This window comes from Citrobacter sp. RHBSTW-01013 (assembly GCF_013781985.1).
Lineage (GTDB): Bacteria > Pseudomonadota > Gammaproteobacteria > Enterobacterales > Enterobacteriaceae > Citrobacter > Citrobacter braakii.
Window position 1 is genome coordinate 1,848,939 of the sequence record NZ_CP056185.1, and the last position, 23,053, is coordinate 1,871,991.

Below are 23,053 nucleotides of genomic sequence, written 5' to 3' on the forward strand. Positions count from 1 at the left end.
TCACCCCAGTCACGTACTTAAGTACGCTCCGGGGGATGCTCTCTCTTGCCGCCTTCCTGCAACTCGAATTATTTAGGGTATAAGTAACGGCTATCCGGTGGAAAACGACTATGCATATCACCCTGCGACAACTTGAAGTGTTTGCTGAGGTACTAAAAAGCGGCTCAACGACCCAGGCATCTGTCATGCTGGCATTGTCGCAGTCGGCGGTGAGTGCGGCGCTTACCGATCTGGAAGGGCAACTTGGCGTGCAACTGTTTGACCGTGTCGGCAAACGGCTGGTGGTTAACGAACACGGACGCTTGCTTTATCCGCGCGCGCTGGCGTTACTTGAGCAAACCACCGAAATCGAACAGCTTTTTCGCAAAGATAATGGCGCCATTCGGGTCTATGCCAGTAGCACCATCGGTAATTATATTCTGCCCGCCATGATCGCCCGTTATCGCCAGGACTTCCCCGATTTACCGCTGGAGCTTAGCGTGGGCAACAGCCAGGACGTGATCAATGCGGTGCTGGATTTTCGGGTAGACATCGGGCTGATTGAAGGGCCGTGTCACAGTACGGAAATCATCTCTGAACCGTGGCTGGAGGACGAACTGGTGGTGTTTGCCGCACCGTCGTCACCGCTCACAAAGGGGCCCATTACGCTGGAACAGCTGGCTGCTTCGCCGTGGATCCTGCGTGAGCGAGGATCGGGGACGCGTGAACTGGTGGATTACCTGCTGTTGTCTCATCTGCCAAGATTTCAGATGGCGATGGAGTTGGGGAACTCCGAGGCCATTAAGCATGCGGTGCGCCATGGTCTCGGGATCAGCTGTTTGTCGCGTCGGGTCATTGCGGAGCAGTTACAGGCAGGGACGCTGAGCGAAGTTACCGTGCCACTACCGCGTTTAGTGCGCACTCTCTGGCGCGTTCATCACCGGCAAAAACATATCTCCAATGCCATTACGCGTTTTTTATATTACAGCGACCAGGTTGAGTAGGGCGAATAGCGCGCTAACTCTCGTCAGGCCACCCTATCCATAATGGCTGTTACGTCTTAACCGCCTTGTGCCGCCCGTTTTCTGCTTTACTTATAATCCGCGGCCAGTCATGAAGGTCTCTTATAACAGCGCATTTGTGCCGGAAGAATGCCATTTCGTCTGCTACAATCGCGCCTCATTTTTTGGATGGATAGCATTTTCACATGGTTTCCGAAACTAAAACCACAGAAGCGCCCACGCTACGTCGTGAACTGAAGGCGCGTCACCTGACGATGATTGCCATTGGAGGCTCCATCGGTACAGGTCTTTTCGTTGCATCTGGTGCAACTATTTCTGCGGCGGGTCCTGGCGGCGCGTTGTTCTCTTATATCCTGATCGGTCTGATGGTGTACTTCCTGATGACCAGCCTCGGTGAACTGGCTGCCTATATGCCGGTTTCCGGCTCGTTCTCCACTTACGGTCAAAACTACGTAGAAGAAGGCTTTGGTTTCGCGCTGGGCTGGAACTACTGGTACAACTGGGCGGTAACGATTGCCGTTGACCTGGTGGCCGCACAGTTGGTGATGAGCTGGTGGTTCCCGGACACGCCGGGCTGGATCTGGAGCGCACTGTTCCTCGGCGTTATCTTCCTGCTGAACTACATTTCCGTTCGCGGATTTGGTGAAGCGGAATACTGGTTCTCGCTGATCAAAGTCACCACTGTAATTATCTTCATCGTGGTTGGCGTGATGATGATTTTCGGTATCTTCAAAGGTACTCAGCCGGTGGGCTGGAGCAACTGGACGACCGGTGATGCACCGTTTGCCGGGGGTTTTGCCGCTATGATTGGCGTGGCGATGATCGTCGGCTTCTCCTTCCAGGGAACTGAGCTGATTGGTATCGCGGCAGGCGAATCTGAAGATCCTGAAAAGAACATTCCACGTGCGGTACGTCAGGTGTTTTGGCGAATCCTGCTGTTCTATGTGTTCGCGATTTTGATTATCAGCCTGATTATCCCGTACACCGATCCGAGTCTGCTGCGCAACGATGTGAAAGACATCAGCGTTAGCCCGTTCACGTTGGTATTCCAGCATGCGGGTCTGCTGTCAGCCGCTGCAGTGATGAACGCGGTTATCCTGACGGCGGTACTGTCAGCGGGTAACTCCGGGATGTATGCCTCCACGCGTATGCTTTACACCCTGGCATGCGACGGTAAAGCGCCGCGTATTTTCGGCAAACTGTCTCGTGGCGGTGTTCCGCGTAACGCGCTGTATGCGACGACTGTGGTGGCGGGGCTGTGTTTCCTGACCTCGATGTTTGGTAACCAGACCGTGTACCTCTGGCTGCTGAACACCTCCGGGATGACGGGCTTTATCGCCTGGCTGGGGATCGCGATTAGCCACTATCGTTTCCGTCGCGGTTATGTGCTGCAGGGTCACGATGTGAAGGATCTGCCGTACCGTTCTGGCTTCTTCCCACTGGGTCCGATCTTCGCCTTTGTGCTGTGCCTGATTATCACTCTGGGCCAGAACTACGAAGCGTTCCTGAAAGATAGCATTGACTGGGGCGGCGTGATGGCAACCTATATCGGTATCCCGCTGTTCCTGATTATCTGGTTTGGCTATAAGCTGGCGAAAGGAACTCATTTTGTTCGCTACAGCGAAATGAAATTCCCGGATCGCGTGAAGAAATAACAGTATAAAAAGCATAACAAAAACCCCGGCATGATGAGTGCCGGGGTTTTTTTATTGCGCCAGACTTAGAAGCTGTAAGTCAGGCCAACCGTGTAACGACGACCATCGAGAACAGTGTCGTAGGTATCGTAATCGATTTGCTTATCCAGCACGTTATACACGCCAGCGGTCATCAGCAGATCTTTGTTAGCATAGTAGCGCAAACCAACATCGACCTGAGTATAGGACGGGGTGCCCTGCGCCATGGAGGTACGGCTCAGGTATTCAGACGTTTTCCCGCGCAGATTCAGACGGCTCCAGAAACCGAGATCCTGCGTGGCCTGCCAGTCCAGCGTGGTGTTGAACATATGCTTTGGCATTTTGTTCAATGGCTGACCGGAGAACTGACCGCTTTTCTGTTCAGATTCCGTGTAAGTGTAGTTCGCCGTCCAGTTGATGTCGGAAGTCATCTTCCAGCCGAAAGTGGATTCTACGCCGCGCATATTGGCTTTATCGACGTTAACGCGATCGCTGACGAAGTCATAGTGGGTATTGCCGATGGTACAGGCCGGATCGGAGCTGCTGTTACAGCGGCGCACTTCGGTGATTTTGTCTTTGAAGTCAGTATTGAACAGCGTGACGCCCGCGTTGAGATCGTTGCCGTTATCCCACAGTAAACCGATCTCTTCGCTGAGGCTTTTCTCCGGCTTCAGGTCCGGGTTGCCGACAATGATTCCGTCCAGTCTACCGCCGCCGGTGACCTGTCCCCAACTGGCAGACGACTGGCGCAGATCCGGTGCGCGATAGCCCGCTGAAACGCCGCCTTTTAAGGTCCATTGATCGCTCAGATGCCATACGCCATAACCGCGCGGCGTCCAGTTGTCGCCGTAGTTTTCATCTTTATCCATACGCAGACCGCCAGTCAGCGTGAAGGTATCGGTAACGGCCCACTCATCTTCAGCAAACAGCGCCCAGCTCCAGCGGGTCAGTTTGTTCAGTCCATCAGCAGCTTGCAGCTGGTTGCCGTTATCACTCAGTTTTTCATAACGGTATTGCCCGCCCAACGTCAGGGTGTGCGCCCCAAGGAAGACCTGGTTCTGGTTATTGAAAATCGTGTTGTAGGACTTCATCTGGCGACCTGGGTTTTCGGTCTCTTCCTGCTGGACATAGCTGGTGGAGTTGAAGTCGTCGTAATAACCGCTGTGGGTTAGTGAATACGTTGTGTGCACATACTTGTTTTCGCTTTTACTGTTGGGCTTGCAGCTTCCGTTGCGGCAGCTTTCCTCGGCCATGGATTTGCCTGGCGTACTGTCGCGATCCTGCAGTTCACGTGCGTAATCGAAGTCGATGTCATTTTTATCATCTGGCGTAAAGTTCAGGGTTAAGCCCCCGTTACGCATACGCTGTTCATTGTAGCCATTGAGGATTTTGTCCTCTGCCCGATGAGAGAATAACCCGGTCACTTTCGCGCCGAGTAATCCGTCAATCAGGGGCCCAGACGCATAGGCGTTGGTCTGATAAATATCGCCGGAGTCTCTGTCTTCCTGGAAAGTGGCATCGCCGTGCAGAGAGCCGGTCCAGGCTTTGGTATTCGACACTTTCTTGGTGATGACGTTGATGACGCCGCCCATCGCATCTGAGCCGTACAGAGATGACATTGGGCCACGGATGACCTCGATACGCTCGATGGATTCCAGCGGCGGCAGCCAACCTTGCTCAATACCTGAGTTGTCGCTGTTAGGACGTGTGCCGCGTGTGCTGATGCGTTTACCGTTGACCAGGAAGAGCGTGTATTGCGAAGCCATACCACGAATACTGATATCGCTGCTGCTACCCCCGCCGGTGACGACGACGCCAGGGACATCTTTTAGCGCATCGGTAACATCGCGATAGGCTTTGTCCTCAATCTGCTGCTTGGTAATAACAGATATCGAAGCGGGAGCGTCCTGAATTTTCTGTTCGAAGCCGGTGGCGGTAACCACCACGGTGTCTTGTTCAGCGGCATGCCCGAGTGATGGGAGACTGGCGACGCATACTGCGGCAGCTACAGCCTTAACGAATGGAAGGGACTTCCCCTAGATATGTGCCTGATTAACTTTCGTGCAATCATAGGATAAACATTGACCCAGAGGGATTCGTTATGACCATCACCACAGTCGGTATCGATCTTGCTAAAAATGTGTTTGCTGTTCACTGCATTGACCAAAATGGTAAAGCTGTTCTGGTTAAACCCAAGGTGTCGCGTGCAGCACTTTCTGAACTCATCGCAGGTTTACCTCCCTGTGTCATTGGAATGGAAGCCTGCTCGGGTGCCCACTATTGGGCAAGATTATTCAGGCAGTATGGCCATGATGTCCGGTTGATGGCTCCGAAATTTGTCTCACCCTATCGCATGGCGGGTAAGACCGGGAAAAATGATGCAGCTGATGCAATAGCTATTTGTGAGGCAGTGCAGCGGCCGCATATGCGCTTTGTACCAGTCAAAGACGAAAGCCAGCAGGCAATGCAATGCTTACATCGGACAAGACAGGGATTTATCCAGGAAAGAACAGCAACGTATAACCGTCTTCGGGGCCTGATATCTGAATTCGGGGTTATTGCCCCACAAAGCACTGATGCTCTGCGTCATGTTGTTTCTGACCAGAAGGAAACTCTGCCAGTACAGGTTAGGCTGTGCATTGATGATCTATTGACACATGTCACTAATATTGAAGAGAAAATCGCCGAATATGACAGGGTATTATCTCGTGTGGCCAAAACAGATCATCGCAGCCAGCAGTTAATGGAACTGAAAGGTGTTGGGCCCACCACAGCGAGTGCGCTGGTCGCCAGTATTGGCAATGCCCATGATTTTAAGAACGGGCGCCAACTGGCAGCCTGGTTGGGGCTAACGCCATCACAATACAGTAGTGGCGGAAAATCAAAGCTTGGCAGGATAACAAAAGCGGGTGATGCCTATCTGCGAACCCTACTGGTCCAGGGAGCCCGTTCTGTAATGGTAGGGGCAGAGAATAGAACGGACCCGTTTAGCCGTTGGGTCTGCTCGTTGATTGGTAGGCGGGGATACTGGCGTGCTGTCGTTGCAATCGCCGCCAAGAATGCGAGGTTGTGCTGGGCATCATTACATTACGGCGATGACTTCAGACTGTATTCAACAACATGAAAAATTTAACTGAGTAGTAACTGAACTGTAAATTGTTGATGGTAAAGGGTTAGACCCCCGTGAGAAGTATCTGCATATCCTACTGGATATCACTATCCGATTAACGAAGGAGGATCTCACGAGCGTCTTTCATCAGGGTCCGAATCACTAGCGATTCAGCATGACCGTTTATAGTAGCGCAGTCTTATCCCTTGCCTTTCATTGATGAACAGACAGAAATTAAAAACCGGCGTTGACTGTTCGGGGAAGCCCTTATAGTGAGGTATAGTCATTTGTATCATTCCATTTAAATGAATTTACCCGGCATACTTCAAGTTGCAGATGCGTTGGCTACGCGCGTTCATACAACTCGAATTATTTAGGGTAACGATCAGCGCGTCATGTGAAAGGCCATGACAATTGTATGTATTTGTCTTTTAAGGACTCTTGTCTGTAAAGAAGCGAATGGATTGTACAAAAGTATGAATGTTTGTAAACACAAATGATAATCGAAATCATTTGTGTTTGATCTTGTTTTGAGGGTAATGCTTTTTAAATCAATAGGATAGTGGAGAAAGAAAAAAGGAGAAAAAGTGAAGGAATGATGGAGAAATGAAGAGGGCTGGCGCCCTCACTCAGGCGTTACTTCAACAAATACTGGGCATGGAAGCGCAGGTGATCCTCAATAAACGACGCAATAAAGTAATAGCTATGGTCGTAACCTGGCTGGATGCGTAGCGTCATTGGCCATGCGGTTTGACGGGCCGTTTCGGCTAGTACCGCGGGTTGCAGCTGATCGGCGAGAAACTGATCGCTGTCTCCCTGATCAATAAGCGTCGGAATCGCGTCTGCGGGCTTGCTGGCCAACATTAACTCGCAGCTGTCCCACGCGGCCCACCGTGATTTATCTTCACCCAGATACGCGCTAAAAGCCTTCTCCCCCCACGGAACGCGGCAAGGATTTACGATCGGCGCAAAGGCGGAAATGCTGGTGTATTTCCCGGGATTTTTCAGCGCCATAATCAATGCGCCGTGACCGCCCATGGAGTGTCCACTGATGGCGCAGCGATCGCTGACGTTAAACTGCGATTGAATCAGTGCCGGCAGCTCATCACGCAGATAGTCATACATGCGAAAATGCGTTGCCCATGGCTGTTGGGTAGCATTGAGGTAAAATCCCGCCCCCTGGCCTAAATCGTAGCCATCATCATTGGCAACCTGTTCGCCGCGCGGACTGGTGTCCGGCATCACCAGTACAATGCCCAGCTCAGCCGCGATGCGTTGTGCGCCGGCTTTAGTCGTGAAGTTTTCATCATTGCATGTCAGACCCGACAGCCAGTACAGCACCGGAGGCGGGGTGTTATCGCGCGGGGGAGGAAGAAAAATACTGAAGGTCATGGTGCAATTTAACGTGGCGGAGTCGTGACGCCAGCGTTGCTGCCAGCCTTCAAAACAGCGGTGCTCTTCAAGCATTTCCATGCGGGGCTCCTTGTTGTGTTGAACCTGAATATGTTTGCGAACTCACCATAATACAGATTATTCATGGCACTGTGAGCAACTTTCACTTCCGCATTGAGCAAACATACTTCATCATCTATATAACTTTACATTAACACTCGACGTCGCCGGGTAGAACGACAAGTGAAATCGCTACGCTGAAAGGCTGTGCCAATTTCAATAATTATCGCGGTGAATACTGGATTATGTGCGCCGCCTCACGCACAATGTTCTGGCTGTGACACAGCCTAAAAACTTTGCCCCATGCAGGGCAGAGGCGCCCCACCTGCAGGAGAAGAAGAAATGTCATCACTCAGTAAAGAAGCGGCCCTGGTTCATGAAGCGCTGGTCGCGCGTGGTCTTGAAACGCCACTACGCCCGCCCGTGCAAGAGATGGATAACGAAACGCGCAAACGTCTTATCTCGGGCCATATGACCGAGATTATGCAGTTGCTCAATCTCGATTTGAGCGATGACAGTTTGATGGAAACTCCGCATCGCATTGCGAAAATGTATGTCGATGAGATTTTCTCCGGCCTCGACTACGCCAACTTCCCGAAAATTACCGTCATTGAAAACAAAATGAAGGTGGACGAGATGGTCACGGTCCGCGATATCACGCTGACCAGCACCTGCGAACACCACTTTGTTACTATCGATGGCAAAGCGACGGTGGCGTATATCCCGAAAGATTCGGTTATTGGTCTGTCGAAGATTAACCGCATTGTGCAGTTTTTCGCACAGCGTCCGCAGGTACAGGAACGTCTCACCCAGCAAATTCTCACCGCGCTGCAAACGCTGCTCGGGACGAATAATGTGGCGGTGTCGATTGATGCGGTACATTACTGTGTGAAAGCGCGTGGCATTCGCGATGCGACCAGTGCGACCACGACCACTTCTCTTGGCGGATTGTTTAAGTCCAGCCAGAACACGCGTCAGGAATTCCTGCGCGCAGTACGTCATCACAACTGATTAGGGCAGGGACCATGGAGCGTAATGTCACGCTGGATTTTATTCGTGGCGTCGCCATTCTTGGTATCCTGCTTCTCAATATTAGCGCCTTTGGCTTGCCAAAGGCGGCATACCTCAATCCCGCGTGGTATGGCAACATCACCTTATCCGACGCCTGGACCTGGGCGCTGCTCGATCTCTTTGCGCAGGTAAAATTCCTCACGCTGTTTGCGCTGCTGTTCGGTGCCGGTCTGCAAATGCTGCTCCCGCGCGGTAAACGCTGGATCCAGTCGCGGCTTACGCTGCTGGTTCTATTGGGTTTTATTCACGGTTTACTCTTCTGGGATGGCGATATCCTGCTGGCATATGGCTTAATCGGCCTGATTTGTTGGCGGTTGATACGTGATGCGCCGTCGGTAAAAAGCTTATTTAACACCGGCGTACTGCTTTATCTGGTGGGCGTTGGCGTATTGCTGCTGCTGGGGGTTATCTCCGGGAGTGAAACCAGTCGTGCCTGGACGCCGGATGCCTCAGCGTTGCTGTATGAAAAATACTGGAAAATAAACGGTGGAATGGAAGCCGTCAGCAATCGCGTGGATATGATGTCCAATAGCTTGCTGGCGCTGGGTGCACAGTACGGCTGGCAACTGGCGGGGATGATGCTGCTCGGCGCGGCATTGATGCGCAGCGGTTGGTTAAAAGGGCAGTACAGCTTACAGCATTACCGACGCACCGGTGTATTGCTGGTCATTCTCGGGATGGCGATTAACCTGCCTGCTATCGTCGCTCAGTGGCATCTGGACTGGGCATATCGCTGGTGTGCCTTCTTGCTACAAGCCCCGCGAGAGCTGGGTGCGCCGTTGCAAACCATCGGTTACGCCGCGCTGATGTTCGGCTTCTGGCCGCAGCTTAGCCGCTTAAAATGGGTCATTGCCATCGCCTGTGTGGGGCGCATGGCATTAACTAACTATCTGTTACAAACCTTAATCTGCACCACGCTGTTTTACCAGGTCGGCTTATTTATGAAATTTGACCGACTGGAGCTGCTGTATTTCGTCATTCCGGTTTGGGCCGTTAACCTACTTTTCTCCGTCATATGGCTACGTTTTTACCGCCAGGGCCCGGTGGAATGGCTATGGCGTCAATTAACCCTGCGTGCTGCGGGGACATCATTGCCGCGTACATCCAGATAACGATCTGGATCACATTCATTAACAAAACGGATGTAAGCGCTTTCATTCCTGTGACATCTCTCACGCAGTGCGTTTCATTGTGCTGACAAAATACCCAGCCTGGGGTGTCTGCGGGCAACCGCAATCTAAAACAGGGCAGTGAATATGATCACCATACGTGATGTGGCACGACAGTCTGGCGTTTCTGTAGCCACCGTTTCCCGCGTACTGAACAACAGTGCGCTGGTGAGTCCCGATACGCGTGAAGCGGTAATGAAGGCAGTTACTCTGCTGGGCTATCGACCTAATGCCAACGCGCAAGCGCTGGCGACGCAGGTGAGCGACACGATTGGTGTTGTGGTCATGGATGTATCAGACGCCTTTTTTGGCGCGCTGGTAAAAGCCGTGGATATGGTTGCCCAGCAGCATCAGAAGTATGTCCTGATTGGCAACAGCTATCATGAGGCTGAAAAAGAACGTCATGCCATTGAGGTGTTGATTCGTCAGCGCTGTAACGCACTGATTGTACACTCGAAAGCACTGAGCGATCGGGAACTCGCCGAGTTTATGGATCAGATCCCCGGCATGGTGCTGATCAACCGTCTGGTGCCGGGTTACGCCCACCGTTGCGTCTGCCTGGATAACATCAGCGGTGCCAAAATGGCGACCCGAATGCTGCTGAATAATGGTCATCAACGCATCGGTTATCTGGCGTCAAGCCATCGCATTGAAGATGATACCATGCGCAAAGAAGGGTGGTTAACAGCCCTGAAAGAGCAGGGGATTGTTGCGGCAGAAAGTTGGGTCGGCACCGGTTCGCCCGATATGCAAGGCGGAGAGTCTGCGATGGTAGAACTGCTGGGACGTAACTTACAACTGACGGCGGTTTTCGCCTATAACGACAATATGGCTGCCGGCGCGCTGACCGCGCTAAAAGACAACGGCATCGCTATTCCATTACACCTTTCTATCATTGGCTTTGATGATATTCCTATCGCGCGTTACACCGATCCGCAACTGACCACCGTACGCTATCCCATTGCCTCCATGGCAAAAATGGCGACGGAGCTTGCGCTACAGGGGGCTGCAGGCACGTTAGACCCGGAGGCGACGCATTGCTTTATGCCGACGCTGGTGCGTCGCCATTCTGTGGCGCTTCGGCAGAATGCGGCACCGATCACTAACTCATAACGTTGCGCGATGTAACCGCTTTCAATATGTGAGTAAATTCACAGTATATTAACAATGCCATAGCTATGATGACACTGTTTGTTGCGCTGTAACTACTATGTAACGGTGAATAATCACTTTCACCGAGGTAAAGGTGCCTTAAACAAAAATTAAAGCCTGTTTTTGGAGCGTTGCCAGACACGGAAGAAATATTTTTTAAAAGTGAGCTTCGGCGTTCAGTAACACTTCAGTAACGTTCTGCCTGCCGAGCATTTATCTCAAGTACTACCCTGCATAATAAAACCGGAGATACCATGAATAAGAAGGTGTTGACCCTGTCTGCTGTAATGGCAAGCATGTTATTCGGCGCGGCTGCGCACGCTGCTGATACCCGCATTGGTGTGACTATCTATAAGTATGACGATAACTTTATGTCTGTAGTACGTAAGGCTATTGAAAAAGATGCCAAAGCGGCGCCAGATGTACAGCTGCTGATGAATGACTCGCAGAACGACCAGTCCAAACAAAACGACCAGATCGACGTGCTGCTGGCAAAAGGCGTTAAAGCACTGGCGATTAACCTGGTTGACCCGGCAGCGGCAGGCACGGTCATTGAAAAAGCACGCGGGCAGAACGTACCGATCGTGTTCTTTAACAAAGAACCTTCTCGTAAGGCGCTGGACAGTTATGACAAAGCGTTTTACGTCGGTACCGACTCTAAAGAGTCCGGTATTATTCAGGGTGATTTGATCGCCAAACACTGGGCAGCTAACCCGAACTGGGACCTGAACAAAGACGGCAAAATTCAGTTTGTTCTGCTGAAAGGCGAACCGGGACACCCGGACGCTGAAGCACGTACCACTTACGTGATTAAAGAGCTGAACGATAAAGGCATTAAAACTGAGCAACTGCAGTTAGATACTGCAATGTGGGATACCGCTCAGGCAAAAGATAAAATGGATGCGTGGATGTCCGGTCCGAACGCCAACAAAATCGAAGTGGTTATCGCAAACAACGATGCGATGGCAATGGGCGCAGTTGAAGCGCTGAAAGCGCACAACAAAACCAGCGTACCGGTATTTGGTGTGGATGCGCTGCCTGAAGCGCTGGCTCTGGTGAAATCTGGCGCAATGGCTGGTACCGTGCTGAACGACGCCAACAACCAGGCGAAAGCCACCTTCGATCTGGCGAAAAACCTGGCTGACGGTAAAGGTGCGGCAGATGGCACTAACTGGAAAATTGAGAACAAAATTGTTCGCGTTCCGTACGTAGGTGTCGATAAAGATAATCTGGCAGAGTTTACCAATAAGTAAATACTCCGTCTTTGGGCGCAATGTCATTGCGCCCTTAATAACGCACTCTGCAAGGCCAACAAGGTATAATTATGGTCAGCACACATACTCAGTCGTCAGGCGAATACTTGTTGGAAATGACCGGCATCAACAAGTCCTTCCCCGGCGTTAAGGCTCTTGATAATGTCAATTTAAAAGTCCGCCCACATTCCATTCATGCCTTAATGGGGGAGAATGGCGCGGGGAAATCAACATTATTGAAATGTCTTTTCGGCATCTATCAAAAAGATTCCGGTAGTATTTTATTTCAGGGTAAAGAAATCGATTTTCATTCTGCTAAAGAAGCGCTTGAAAATGGTATTTCGATGGTACACCAGGAATTAAACCTGGTATTACAACGTTCTGTGATGGATAACATGTGGCTGGGACGCTATCCCACCAAAGGCATGTTTGTCGATCAGGACAAAATGTACCGCGATACCAAAGCGATATTTGATGAACTGGATATTGATATCGATCCGCGTGCGCGCGTTGGTACATTATCCGTTTCTCAAATGCAGATGATTGAAATTGCGAAAGCGTTCTCCTATGACGCAAAAATCGTCATCATGGATGAGCCAACGTCATCGTTAACCGAGAAAGAAGTTAATCATCTGTTTACCATTATCCGTAAGCTGAAAGAGCGTGGATGCGGTATTGTTTATATTTCTCACAAGATGGAAGAAATCTTCCAGCTATGCGATGAAATTACCGTGCTGCGTGATGGCCAGTGGATTGCGACCCAGCCGCTGGAAGGGCTGGATATGGATAAGATCATCTCCATGATGGTCGGCCGTTCACTGAACCAACGTTTTCCGGATAAAGAAAACAAACCCGGTGAAGTCATTCTGCAAGTACGTAACCTGACCTCGCTGCGTCAGCCGTCGATTCGTGATATCTCGTTTGATTTGCACAAAGGGGAAATTCTCGGGATTGCCGGGCTGGTCGGCGCAAAACGTACTGATATCGTAGAAACGCTTTTTGGTATTCGTGAGAAATCATCGGGTACGATTACGCTACACGGCAAAAAGATTAATAACCACAGCGCAAATGAGGCCATTAACCATGGTTTTGCACTGGTCACGGAAGAGCGCCGCTCAACCGGTATTTACGCGTATCTGGATATTGGTTTTAACTCGTTAATCTCCAATATCCAAAACTATAAAAATAAAGTTGGTCTGCTGGATAATTCCCGCATGAAGAGTGATACCCAGTGGGTAATTGACTCAATGAGGGTGAAAACGCCGGGCCATCGTACACAAATCGGTTCACTGTCCGGTGGTAATCAGCAAAAGGTGGTTATTGGTCGCTGGTTATTAACGCAGCCAGAAATCCTGATGTTAGATGAACCCACGCGTGGTATCGATGTTGGCGCGAAATTTGAAATTTATCAGCTGATTGCCGAACTCGCGAAAAAGGATAAGGGGATTATTATTATTTCCTCTGAAATGCCGGAGCTGCTAGGTATTACCGATCGTATTCTGGTGATGAGCAATGGTCTCGTTGCCGGAATTGTTGACACTAAAACAACAACGCAAAACGAAATCCTCCGTCTTGCGTCTTTGCACCTTTAAGATTAGGGGCTCCTCATGAGTGCGTTAAATAAGAAAAGTTTTCTTACTTATCTGAAAGAAGGCGGAATTTACGTTGTTCTTTTGGTTTTGCTGGCGATTATTATTTTCCAGGATCCCACTTTCTTAAGCTTACTGAACCTGAGTAATATTCTGACGCAATCCTCGGTGCGTATTATTATCGCATTGGGTGTGGCCGGGCTGATTGTTACCCAAGGGACAGACCTGTCGGCGGGACGTCAGGTTGGCCTGGCGGCAGTCGTGGCGGCAACCTTGCTACAGTCGATGGAGAACGCCAACAAGGTGTTCCCGGAAATGGCTACAATGCCAATCATCGTGGTGGTGCTGATTGTTTGCGTGATTGGCGCCATTATCGGTCTGGTGAACGGTATTATCATTGCTTATCTGAATGTGACGCCGTTTATTACCACCCTGGGTACGATGATCATCGTTTACGGGATCAACTCCCTGTACTACGACTTTGTCGGCGCATCGCCAATTTCTGGCTTTGACAGCGGATTCTCCACCTTCGCGCAGGGCTTTATTGCGCTGGGTAGTTTCCGCCTCTCCTACATCACCTTCTATGCGCTGATTGCGGTGGCGTTTGTCTGGGTGCTGTGGAACAAGACCCGCTTCGGTAAAAACATTTTCGCCATCGGCGGAAACCCTGAAGCCGCGAAAGTGTCTGGGGTCAACGTTGCGCTGAACCTGCTGATTATCTATGCGTTGTCTGGCGTGTTTTATGCCTTCGGTGGTTTGCTCGAAGCCGGGCGTATCGGCTCGGCGACTAACAACCTCGGCTTTATGTATGAGCTGGATGCGATTGCGGCGTGCGTGGTTGGCGGCGTGTCGTTCAGCGGCGGGGTAGGGACCGTGTTTGGCGTGGTGACCGGTGTGATTATCTTCACCGTCATCAACTACGGTCTGACCTACATTGGCGTGAACCCTTACTGGCAGTACATTATCAAGGGCGGCATTATCATCTTCGCGGTCGCGCTGGACTCACTGAAGTACGCGCGTAAGAAGTAATCGTATAACGCAAAAAGCCCGGTGCAGCGTAATCTGTACCGGGCTTTTTTGTCAGCGTTACAACGTTAACGCATGCTCTTTCTCACCGGATTTAAATTTCACCTCACCCAGCTCAATACAGGCTACCGGGCAAACGTGCCCACACAACAGGCATCCCACACATTTTTCTGTGTTGCAATGCGGTGTGCGGGTTTCCTCATTCCATTCCATCGCCTGATGTCCGCCGTCATAACAGGAGATGTAGCAGCGGCCACAGCCAACGCATTTATCAAGATGGATGTTCGGGTAGACGATGTAGCTACGGTCAAGATCCTCCGCGGGGATGATATTGGCATTGGCAAGACCAACCATCTCCTCCAGTGAATCAAACCCTTGATCGGCGAGGTAATGTGACAGCCCGCTGGTCATGTCCTCCACAATCCGGTAGCCATACTGCATGATCCCGGTGGTCACCTGCAGCGTGGCCGCGCCTAACAGTAAAAACTCGGCGGCATCTTCCCAGGTCTCAATTCCCCCGATGCCGCTAATCGGGAAATCGCGCAGTTCAGGGTGCATGCGCAGTTGTTGGATAAATCGCAAAGCAATAGGTTTAACGGCCTTGCCGGAGTAGCCGGAAATACTGGATTTACCGTTGACGACCGGCATCCCGATTTTTCGGTTCAGGTCGATATTCGTGATGGATTTAACCGTATTGATGGTCGCGATACCGTCGGCACCTCCGTGTTTTGCTGCCAGAGCCACCTCACACATATCACCAATGTTCGGTGTCATTTTCGCCAGCATCGGCAGGGACGAGCCGCGTTTAACGGCCCGACAATACTTTTCAACCAGCTCAGGGCTTTGCCCGACATCGCTACCCATGGCATGTGAGGTCATTTGCGGGCACGAGAAGTTACACTCGATCATGTCGGCACCCGCGTCTTCAACCAGGCGGGCCAGTTCCTGCCATTGCTGCTCATTTTCCCCCATAATCGACGCAATCAGGACTTTGTCCGGGTAGTCCTGTTTCAGTCGGCGAATTGCGGCCAGATTCTCCTCCAACGGATGCTCGGCAATTTGTTCCATGTTTTTGAAGCCAATAAAGCCGGTATCTTCTTTGGTGAGATGGTCAAAACGTGGGGAGACTTCATTAGCAATAAAGAACCCGATCGTTTTAAAAACAATGCCACCCCAGCCGCTATCATAGGCTTTGGCGCACATTTCATAACAGTTGCCCACCGGAGAGGAAGAGAGGCAGAACGGGTTGGGGAATTTGACGCCGCAAAAAGTAATAGAAAGATCTTTCGTTAACATGAGCAAGCTCCCTCTAAATAGTGATGAATGGCCTGAGCGGCTTCTTTTCCTGTTTTCACGGCGTAAACAACGGTTTTATCGCCTTTAACAATATCGCCCGCAGCAAACAGAGCCGGATCGGCGGTTTGATAATTGTGCGTATCGATAAGATTGCGCTGTGGTTTTAACGCGGCGAAATTATCAAGCTGAGCATGTTGGCCGACGGCGAGAATAATCTGTTCGGCTTCAAGCGTGAGTTCTCCTGGCAGGCGTACGTGCTTAAAGGTGACTCGATTTCCGCTAACCGCCACGGGCGTGAAGCCGTCAATTATCGACACCCCTAAAGCCTGTGTGCTGCTGAATTCTTTGTCGCTGGCCGGGAAGTCAGCGAGTTCTTCACGCGCGACACAGGTGACTGACGGGCAGCCCAGCAGCTTCAACGTACTGGCGACATCCATCGCCACGTCGCCACCGCCGATGATTAATGCACTTTGTGCGACGGTAATATCGCCGTTGGATTGCCGGGCTCGTTGCAGAAAATCGACGGCGATTTCGACATGATTCGCCCTCTCAAACAGAGGTAATGTTGAACCGTAAGACATCCCAACGGTAACCAGTACGGCGCGGTATTCTGCTTTGAGTTGCTCAATGGAAAGGGCATTGCCGACTTCACAATTGCACTTGATGGTCACGCCCATTTCAACGATACGGGCAATTTCAAGATCCAAAACTGCTTGCGGCAGACGAAACTCTGGAATGCCATAACGCAACCAGCCACCTGGCTGGGCCTGTTTTTCGAAGATTGTCACATCATAACCAAGATTACTTAGCGTTACGCTGGCCTGTAACCCTGCCGGACCCGCACCGATGATAGCTACTTTGCCGAGCGTTTTTGTTGCCGGCTGATAGATTTTCATTGCGGTCTGCTGTTCAAAATCGGTAATAAAGCGCTGCAGACGTGCAATATCGATAGGTTTATCAATTCCTGAGCGCGTACATCCGCGCTGGCATAATTTTTCGGTTGGGCAAACCCGGGCGCACACCGCACCGAGCGCATTATTTTCGCGGATAGTTTCGGCAGCGCCTTTAAAATTACGAAAATAAATAGAACGAATAAATTTCCCTGGGTCTGTTTGCGCCGGGCAATCATGACTACAGGGGGCGTCGTAACATAATAAACAGCGAGAAGCCTCTTTTATTGCTAATAATGGGGTAAAAGCAGGCGTGAGCTCATCCAGATAATTTTGTTGTGGCATATTTTCTTCCTTAATGCTTGAGTAAATTAAGGCAAACCGTTAATAACAAAATATAAAAAGTGAAGGCTATTCTTAAGGCTAAGCACTGCAGGAAGAGTATTCTGTGAAAGGATTCACAAATAGAAGATAGTCTGAGGGAAATGCTGGCGGGCAGCATTAATTCCTTACATTGAAATGGTAACTATTATCAAAATATTAGCTATTCTCAAATGCTAATATAAAGGAAAATTCTCTAGCGATAAAAGACTAAGTAAATAACCATCCCGAAGGATAAACATCCGCACCCGGCATAAACCAGCACATAAGACCAAAATTGCAGGGGCTCTTGATTGCGATAAGCGTAAACCGGTTCGCGTGCATTCTTTTTAATTTTATCTACGGCCCCAGAGCGCCAGCCTTTCCATGCTTCGCGAAAACAAAATACGGGAATGAGCAGAAAGGCCAACACGACGAAAAGGGTTTGTACATCCATGCTTATTTTCCTTGTTTCTTTTGTAATTCGAGTAGTTGTTCAGGCGTGACCGCCGGATATCCCTGTGCATCGTCCGGTACCTGATGCATGGTAGGGATGGGCACCAGCGGGCCTAAAAAGCGGGGTTCACGTTTGAAAATATAGAGATCGGCCAGTGCGCCAAAGCGGGCGCCAAATTCACGTACCCGCACGGTGAGCATATCTTTTGGTGAGGGCACCGCATAGCACTGGGCCTGGATGCCCATATGCAGCGCAATAAACAAGGCGCGCTCACAGTGGAATCGCTGAGTAATAATGATGAAATCGTTGGTATCGAACACCTTGCGGGTTCGTACAATTGAATCGAGCGTCCGGAACCCGGCGTAATCAAGCACGATGTCAGCGGGATCGACACCGGCGGCAATCAGATCTTTACGCATCGTCATGGGTTCGTTGTAGCTTTGTTGTGCGTTGTCGCCGCTCAGCAGCAGATAGTTTACCTTTCCACTGTTATAGGCGTTCAATGCGCCCTGAATGCGGTAGCGGTAATACTGGTTGATGACACCGGTGCGATAGTATTTCGCCGTGCCCAGGACCACACCGACCTGGCGATAGGGTAAATCCTGCAATTCGTCGTAGATGTAGGGAGCCGTCTTCCAGCTCATCCACCTGTCGAGCCCAAGCACAGTCAAAAGCAGCAAGCCTACCAGGACTAACAGGCTGTAAAACACGCGCTTTAACATGCAGAAAACTCGTTATTTGGATGGAATTTCAATCAGGCTACTGTACCGGAAGACGTAGCGCAAGAAACAGCAATCTGATTGAGGGGATTTTCAGCAAAACGGCCCTGTTGGATGGTAGCAACAGCAAATCTGGCCGACAACCTCGAGCGATTGCAGGCCAGATAAGCGTAGCGCCAGGCAATTAACCGAGCAGCACGCGCTCAATATTATTGCAGCCCAGCGCTTTCAGGGTAGCGGAGGTCGCATCCCACTGAATCAACGGCGCATTGGCTTTTTCAGCCAGCACAGCACGCTGGATATCCGGGTAGTCATAACCGTTAAGGTTCAACAGGTTTAACGCGCCTTGCAGCGGCGGCAGGGTCGGGTTGAAGGCGGCATTTTCCGCATAGCTACCGCTAAAAATTCGACCATCTTTACATTCCAGCGCCACGCCGCTTGGGGAGTTGCTGTACGGCATATGAGATCTGTTGGCGGCGGTGATAGCCGCTTGGGTCAACGCATCGCCCTGCAGTGCGAAGCCGTGATCCTGATCGTCCATCAGCAGTGTTTTAATCTCCAGATCTTTCGGTCCGAAGGCGTCTGGCAGGTAATCGCGCAGCACGTGTGGCGCACGTCCCGGCAGATGAATACGTAAATCCAGTCCACTGTTCAGTTCGTTCATAAACTGGCGACAGTGGCCGCACGGCGTGTAGTTGACGGTGATGGCGGCGAGCCCTTTTTCACCGCGCAGCCAGGCATGGCTGATGGCGCTTTGCTCGGCATGAACGGTTTGCTGCATGGTCGCCCCCAGGAACTCCATGTTCCCACCGAAGTACCAGGTGCCGCTGATGCCGCGAGAAATTGCCCCAACGTTGAAGTTGGACAGCGGAGTACGCGCGCAGGCCGCAGCCAGCGGCAGTAGAGCGAATGCCAGCGCGTCTTCGTCCAGTCCCGATTCGCGTTTTAGCAAAGAGACCTGCTCAGCAGTCAGCATGGCGGGAAAATGCGCATCCGCCAGAACAGGCGCCAGGGCTGATTGCAAGTTATCCGCGAGTTGGGCAAAAGCAGTTTGAAAACGTGGATGCATGGCGATGCCTCTTAACAATGTAATGGAATCGTAGTTTACGGGCCTGTTACGGCTTTATATGTGATCCAAATCTCATTGTGTATGCAACTTATGAAACTTAAATTAAAAATGTGCAACGCATCGCAAATAATTAGCCAAAAATTGAAGGTTAACCGACCAGGGCCAGAATAATCGGGAACAGGAATGGGGCGACCAACGAGGTGATAATGCCGCAAATAACCAGCGCCAGAGAGCTAAACGCGCCTTCCTGATAGTCCAGCTCTGCACAGCGTGCGGTACCCAGGGCGTGCGAAGCGGTACCCATAGCCAGTCCACGTGCGGCTTTGGTGCGAATACGCATCGCATTGAGCAAAGTATGACCAAACACAGCCCCGAGGATACCAACAAAAATGACGCACACGGCGCTGATGGCCGGAATACCACCAATACTGCCTCCCACTGCCATAGCGATAGGCGTGGTTACCGATTTCGGCATGATTGACGCCGCAATTTGCGGCGATGCGCCCATCAACAAGGCGATTGTTGTACCTGTAACCATCGCCACAACGCTCCCCGCAAAGCAGATGGCAATAATTGATTTCCAGCGAGCGCGAATCTGGTGCAGCTGTTCGTATAACGGATAGGCCAGCGCAACCACGGCAGGTTGCAGCAAATCGTTCAGCACCTCACTGCCTTTGAAATAGTGATCGTAGGGAATTCCGGTCAGCATCAGAATGGGAATGATCACCACCATGGCGACCAGTAGCGGGTTCAATAGCGGCATTTTAAATCGTGCAGCCAGCTTACGTGCGCCAAAAAATACCGCCAGCGTAAGGGGTAACGACCACCAGATATACGACATCATTCTTTAGACCCTTTTTGCCCAACGATTTTGCGCTCACCGTGCACAATGTGAGAACTCCAGCTCACCACCAGGAAAACGACCAGCGTACTGATGGTACAGGACACCACCACCGGACCAAATTGCGCACGGAGCAGATCAAAGTACTGCATGATCCCCACGCCAATCGGGACAAACAGCAGGGCCATATAGCGAATCAGCACATAGCAGCCGGGGTTAACCCATTTTGCCGGTAGCACCTGCAAAGCCAGTAAGACAAACAGAATCAGCATGCCGATAATGCTGCCCGGAATGGTGATGGGGAGTAGCGATGCAAGAAAAATACCTGCATAGAGGCAGGCATAAATCAGGACGAATGCGCGCAAATATTGCCAGATAATGTTCAGTGCTTTGCTCATAGTTGAAACCCTTGACGAGACTGATTCATCATACAATTAAACTTCAAAACGTGCTACCGATCACATCATGAATTCTAAGCATAGAAGAAATAGATATCTGGAACATCGGGCGATGGCCCTAACTGTTCACGTTAAACCTGTGCCAGGTAATACAGAAAACGATTCAGGGCGGTCGTGGGCGTTTCATTGTTGCGCCAGAACACGCCTACGCTGCCTTTTTGTTCAATCTTCGGCAGATTCAGGATAGCCAGCTGTCCCTGGGCGGCATAACGCTGCGCCAGGCGTAGAGAAAGAATAGAGATCATGTCGCTACTTTGCAGCAGGTTGGTGCTGACGTTTATCGACGCCGACTCAATGATGTTTTCCGGTAGCATGACGCCGTTATCTACCAGCGCGTTGTCAATGCTTATCCGGATGGGCGTTCCCGTCGGCCAGACAATCCAGCGCCAGTTAGCCAGATCATGCCAGGTGAGCAGGGGATATTTTGCCAGCGGATGGTCGGGGCGCGCGACGAAACAGACCGGCTCGGTATACAGCACCTGGTAATTGAGCGGCAACTGAAGCGCCCGGCCACCGACGCGTCCGACCACCACATCCACCGAACCCGCGAGCAGATCGTGCAGCAGCGGGGTCATCACCTTCTCTTCAATATTAAGATGCAGGGTCGGCAGCTCTGTGAGCAAACCCAATATCGCCTGTGAAACGCAGTCCGTCGCCACCGGCGAGCAGCCAATCTTCAGACTCCCTACCAGGCCTCCCTGCTTAAAACGGGCGATTTCATACTGTGAACGTTCCATATCATTGATCAGGCGTTGGGCATGCTGCAGTAGCAGCTTGCCGCCTTCTGAAGGGCGTAAGCCTTTGCTATGACGTTCAAAGAGTGTGATACCCATCTCATCTTCGAGCTGTGATAACCATTTTGACAACGCTGGCTGGGTGATATTCATCATTCGGGCGACGTGAGTCAAATTCCCCTGTTCGCCCAGCGCAATAAGCGTTTGCAGGTGGTGTAACTTAAGTTTCTGCACCCAGTTAGCCATTTGCTATAACCTCCAGGTTATGCCTCTGCATGAAAAGCCATTGTACATTTCATCTCCAAACATACAAAGTCGCAACATACCTAAAACAAAACAGACATCTACTCTACCTGCACTGAGGCATTCACTATGACTCAACAACGTGATCTACAAGCACTGATCGATTCCGCCCCCGTCGGTAAGACCCAGTGGCGCGTTATCATTTGCTGTTTTTTGGTCGTCATGCTCGACGGTTTTGATACCGCGGCTATTGGTTTTATCGCGCCCGACATTCGCACCCACTGGCAACTGACGGCCGGAGATCTGGCGCCGCTGTTTGGCGCAGGCCTGCTGGGTCTGACCGCTGGCGCACTGCTCTGCGGTCCGCTATCGGATCGTTTTGGCCGCAAACGGGTGATTGAACTCTGCGTGGCGCTGTTCGGCGCACTGAGCCTGATCTCGGCTTTTTCCCCCGATCTGCAAACGCTGGTTTTTTTGCGCTTCCTTACCGGGTTAGGCCTGGGCGGCGCGATGCCAAATACTATCACTATGACCTCAGAATACCTGCCAGCGCGTCGGCGTGGCGCACTGGTCACCATGATGTTCTGCGGTTTTACCCTGGGCTCGGCGATGGGCGGGATTGTCAGCGCACAGCTGGTGCCGGTTATTGGCTGGCACGGCATCCTGGTGCTGGGAGGCGTGCTACCGCTGATGCTGTTTGTGGCTCTGCTGTTTGCGCTGCCGGAATCCCCGCGCTGGCAGGTTCGTCGTCAGTTGCCGCAAAACGTGATTGCCAGAACCGTCAGCGCCATCACCCGGGAGCGTTATGACAATACCCAATTTTATCTCAACGAGGGCGCCGCGATTGCCAAAGGCAGCATTCGCCAGCTGTTCGTCGGGCAACAGTTGCCCATTACCCTGATGTTATGGGTGGTGTTCTTTATGAGCCTGCTGATCATTTATCTGCTCTCCAGCTGGATGCCAACGCTGCTTAACCATCGCGGAATTGACCTGCAGCATGCCTCATGGGTGACCGCTGCCTTTCAGATTGGCGGTACGCTCGGTGCGCTGGTGCTGGGAGTGCTGATGGATAAATACAACCCTTTCCGCGTGCTGGCAGTGAGCTATGCGCTGGGTGCGGTGTGTATTGTCATGATTGGTCTGAGCGAGAACGGCCTGTGGCTGATGGCGCTGGCCATTTTTGGCACCGGCATCGGCATCAGCGGTTCGCAGGTGGGCCTGAATGCCTTAACCGCCACGCTTTATCCGACGCAGAGCCGGGCCACGGGCGTCAGCTGGTCTAATGCGATTGGCCGCTGCGGCGCGATTGTCGGCTCGCTCTCCGGCGGCGTGATGATGGCGATGAATTTCTCATTCGATAACCTGTTTTTCATTATTGCCGTTCCGGCGGCCATCAGCGCGGTGATGCTTATGCTGCTGACGGTTGTTATCCGCCAGTCGGCCTCTGTCCCTGACGCGTTGTCACGCGTAGGCATCGTGAACAAATAAGGA

At 51.5% G+C, this 23,053-nt stretch carries 19 protein-coding genes and 1 pseudogene; 10 read left to right on the forward strand and 10 right to left on the reverse strand.

The annotated features are described in order from the left end of the window. Window positions 1–110: 110 nt before the first annotated feature. Window positions 111–983: a DNA-binding transcriptional regulator YeiE gene (yieE, locus tag HV350_RS08955; protein WP_047500977.1), complete on the forward strand. Its 873-nt coding sequence runs from the start codon at window positions 111–113 to the stop codon at window positions 981–983. Window positions 984–1,186: 203 nt separating this feature from the next. Beyond that, the gene (gene lysP / locus HV350_RS08960) at window positions 1,187–2,656 is read left to right on the forward strand and encodes a lysine-specific permease (protein WP_016153724.1); all 1,470 of its coding nucleotides are present in this window, start codon (window positions 1,187–1,189) and stop codon (window positions 2,654–2,656) included. A 65-nt stretch (window positions 2,657–2,721) separates the two neighbouring features. Here lysP and HV350_RS08965 read toward each other — a convergent pair. Then, window positions 2,722–4,716 (reverse strand): annotated as a pseudogene (locus HV350_RS08965) (ligand-gated channel protein). Between the two features lie 59 nt (window positions 4,717–4,775). Here HV350_RS08965 and HV350_RS08970 point away from each other — a divergent pair. Beyond that, window positions 4,776–5,798 (forward strand): IS110-like element IS5708 family transposase, encoded by a 1,023-nt coding sequence (locus HV350_RS08970; protein WP_000156884.1) that lies wholly within the window; start codon window positions 4,776–4,778, stop codon window positions 5,796–5,798. A 621-nt stretch (window positions 5,799–6,419) separates the two neighbouring features. Here the strand turns inward: HV350_RS08970 and fghA are convergent. Next, window positions 6,420–7,256, reverse strand: a complete 837-nt coding sequence (gene fghA / locus HV350_RS08975; RefSeq protein ID WP_101700072.1) for an S-formylglutathione hydrolase — start codon at window positions 7,254–7,256, stop codon at window positions 6,420–6,422. Window positions 7,257–7,577: 321 nt separating this feature from the next. On the opposite strand from fghA, the gene folE reads away from it, so the two are divergent. The 6 genes from folE to mglC all read left to right on the forward strand — a co-directional run bounded on the left by folE (window position 7,578) and on the right by mglC (window position 14,498). Further along, window positions 7,578–8,246: a GTP cyclohydrolase I FolE gene (folE, locus tag HV350_RS08980; RefSeq protein ID WP_003027410.1), complete on the forward strand. Its 669-nt coding sequence runs from the start codon at window positions 7,578–7,580 to the stop codon at window positions 8,244–8,246. Window positions 8,247–8,260: 14 nt separating this feature from the next. After that, window positions 8,261–9,418 (forward strand): DUF418 domain-containing protein YeiB, encoded by a 1,158-nt coding sequence (gene yeiB / locus HV350_RS08985; protein WP_047500983.1) that lies wholly within the window; start codon window positions 8,261–8,263, stop codon window positions 9,416–9,418. Between the two features lie 144 nt (window positions 9,419–9,562). Continuing rightward, the gene (gene galS, locus HV350_RS08990) at window positions 9,563–10,588 is read left to right on the forward strand and encodes an HTH-type transcriptional regulator GalS (RefSeq protein WP_016153720.1); all 1,026 of its coding nucleotides are present in this window, start codon (window positions 9,563–9,565) and stop codon (window positions 10,586–10,588) included. A 293-nt stretch (window positions 10,589–10,881) separates the two neighbouring features. Further along, window positions 10,882–11,880 (forward strand): galactose/glucose ABC transporter substrate-binding protein MglB, encoded by a 999-nt coding sequence (gene mglB / locus HV350_RS08995; protein WP_016153719.1) that lies wholly within the window; start codon window positions 10,882–10,884, stop codon window positions 11,878–11,880. Window positions 11,881–11,951: 71 nt separating this feature from the next. Next, window positions 11,952–13,472 carry a galactose/methyl galactoside ABC transporter ATP-binding protein MglA gene (gene mglA, locus HV350_RS09000; protein ID WP_016153718.1) on the forward strand — a complete coding sequence of 507 codons (1,521 nt, stop codon included), beginning with the start codon at window positions 11,952–11,954 and terminating at the stop codon, window positions 13,470–13,472. Window positions 13,473–13,487: 15 nt separating this feature from the next. After that, complete coding sequence (gene mglC, locus HV350_RS09005) at window positions 13,488–14,498, forward strand: galactose/methyl galactoside ABC transporter permease MglC (protein WP_003027393.1); 1,011 nt, start codon at window positions 13,488–13,490, stop codon at window positions 14,496–14,498. Window positions 14,499–14,555: 57 nt separating this feature from the next. Here the strand turns inward: mglC and preA are convergent, their stop codons facing one another. The 8 genes from preA to HV350_RS09045 all read right to left on the reverse strand — a co-directional run bounded on the left by preA (window position 14,556) and on the right by HV350_RS09045 (window position 21,565). After that, entirely contained in the window at window positions 14,556–15,791 is a 1,236-nt protein-coding gene (gene preA / locus HV350_RS09010) for an NAD-dependent dihydropyrimidine dehydrogenase subunit PreA (protein ID WP_046275452.1), read from the reverse strand. Continuing rightward, a complete protein-coding gene (locus HV350_RS09015) occupies window positions 15,785–17,026 on the reverse strand; it encodes an NAD(P)-dependent oxidoreductase (RefSeq protein WP_181630283.1) in 1,242 nt (413 codons plus the stop codon). The genes preA and HV350_RS09015 overlap by 7 nt, the downstream gene beginning before the upstream one ends. 232 nt (window positions 17,027–17,258) lie before the next feature. Continuing rightward, window positions 17,259–17,498: a DUF2542 family protein gene (locus HV350_RS09020; RefSeq protein ID WP_016153715.1), complete on the reverse strand. Its 240-nt coding sequence runs from the start codon at window positions 17,496–17,498 to the stop codon at window positions 17,259–17,261. 2 nt (window positions 17,499–17,500) lie between these two features. Then, window positions 17,501–18,220 carry an outer membrane permeability protein SanA gene (gene sanA, locus HV350_RS09025; protein ID WP_016153714.1) on the reverse strand — a complete coding sequence of 240 codons (720 nt, stop codon included), beginning with the start codon at window positions 18,218–18,220 and terminating at the stop codon, window positions 17,501–17,503. A gap of 181 nt (window positions 18,221–18,401) precedes the next feature. Next, window positions 18,402–19,286, reverse strand: coding sequence for a cytidine deaminase (gene cdd, locus HV350_RS09030; protein ID WP_181630287.1), 885 nt, complete (start codon window positions 19,284–19,286; stop codon window positions 18,402–18,404). Between the two features lie 148 nt (window positions 19,287–19,434). Beyond that, window positions 19,435–20,130: a CidB/LrgB family autolysis modulator gene (locus HV350_RS09035; RefSeq protein ID WP_016153712.1), complete on the reverse strand. Its 696-nt coding sequence runs from the start codon at window positions 20,128–20,130 to the stop codon at window positions 19,435–19,437. After that, window positions 20,127–20,525, reverse strand: coding sequence for a CidA/LrgA family protein (locus HV350_RS09040; RefSeq protein ID WP_016153711.1), 399 nt, complete (start codon window positions 20,523–20,525; stop codon window positions 20,127–20,129). The genes HV350_RS09035 and HV350_RS09040 overlap by 4 nt, the downstream gene beginning before the upstream one ends. Before the next feature lie 131 nt (window positions 20,526–20,656). Then, window positions 20,657–21,565 carry a LysR substrate-binding domain-containing protein gene (locus HV350_RS09045; RefSeq protein ID WP_181630289.1) on the reverse strand — a complete coding sequence of 303 codons (909 nt, stop codon included), beginning with the start codon at window positions 21,563–21,565 and terminating at the stop codon, window positions 20,657–20,659. Between the two features lie 126 nt (window positions 21,566–21,691). Between HV350_RS09045 and HV350_RS09050 the strand changes: the two genes are divergently transcribed. Beyond that, on the forward strand, window positions 21,692–23,050 hold the full coding sequence (locus HV350_RS09050; RefSeq protein WP_016153709.1) for an aromatic acid/H+ symport family MFS transporter: 1,359 nt from the start codon (window positions 21,692–21,694) through the stop codon (window positions 23,048–23,050). Window positions 23,051–23,053 lie beyond the last annotated feature (3 nt).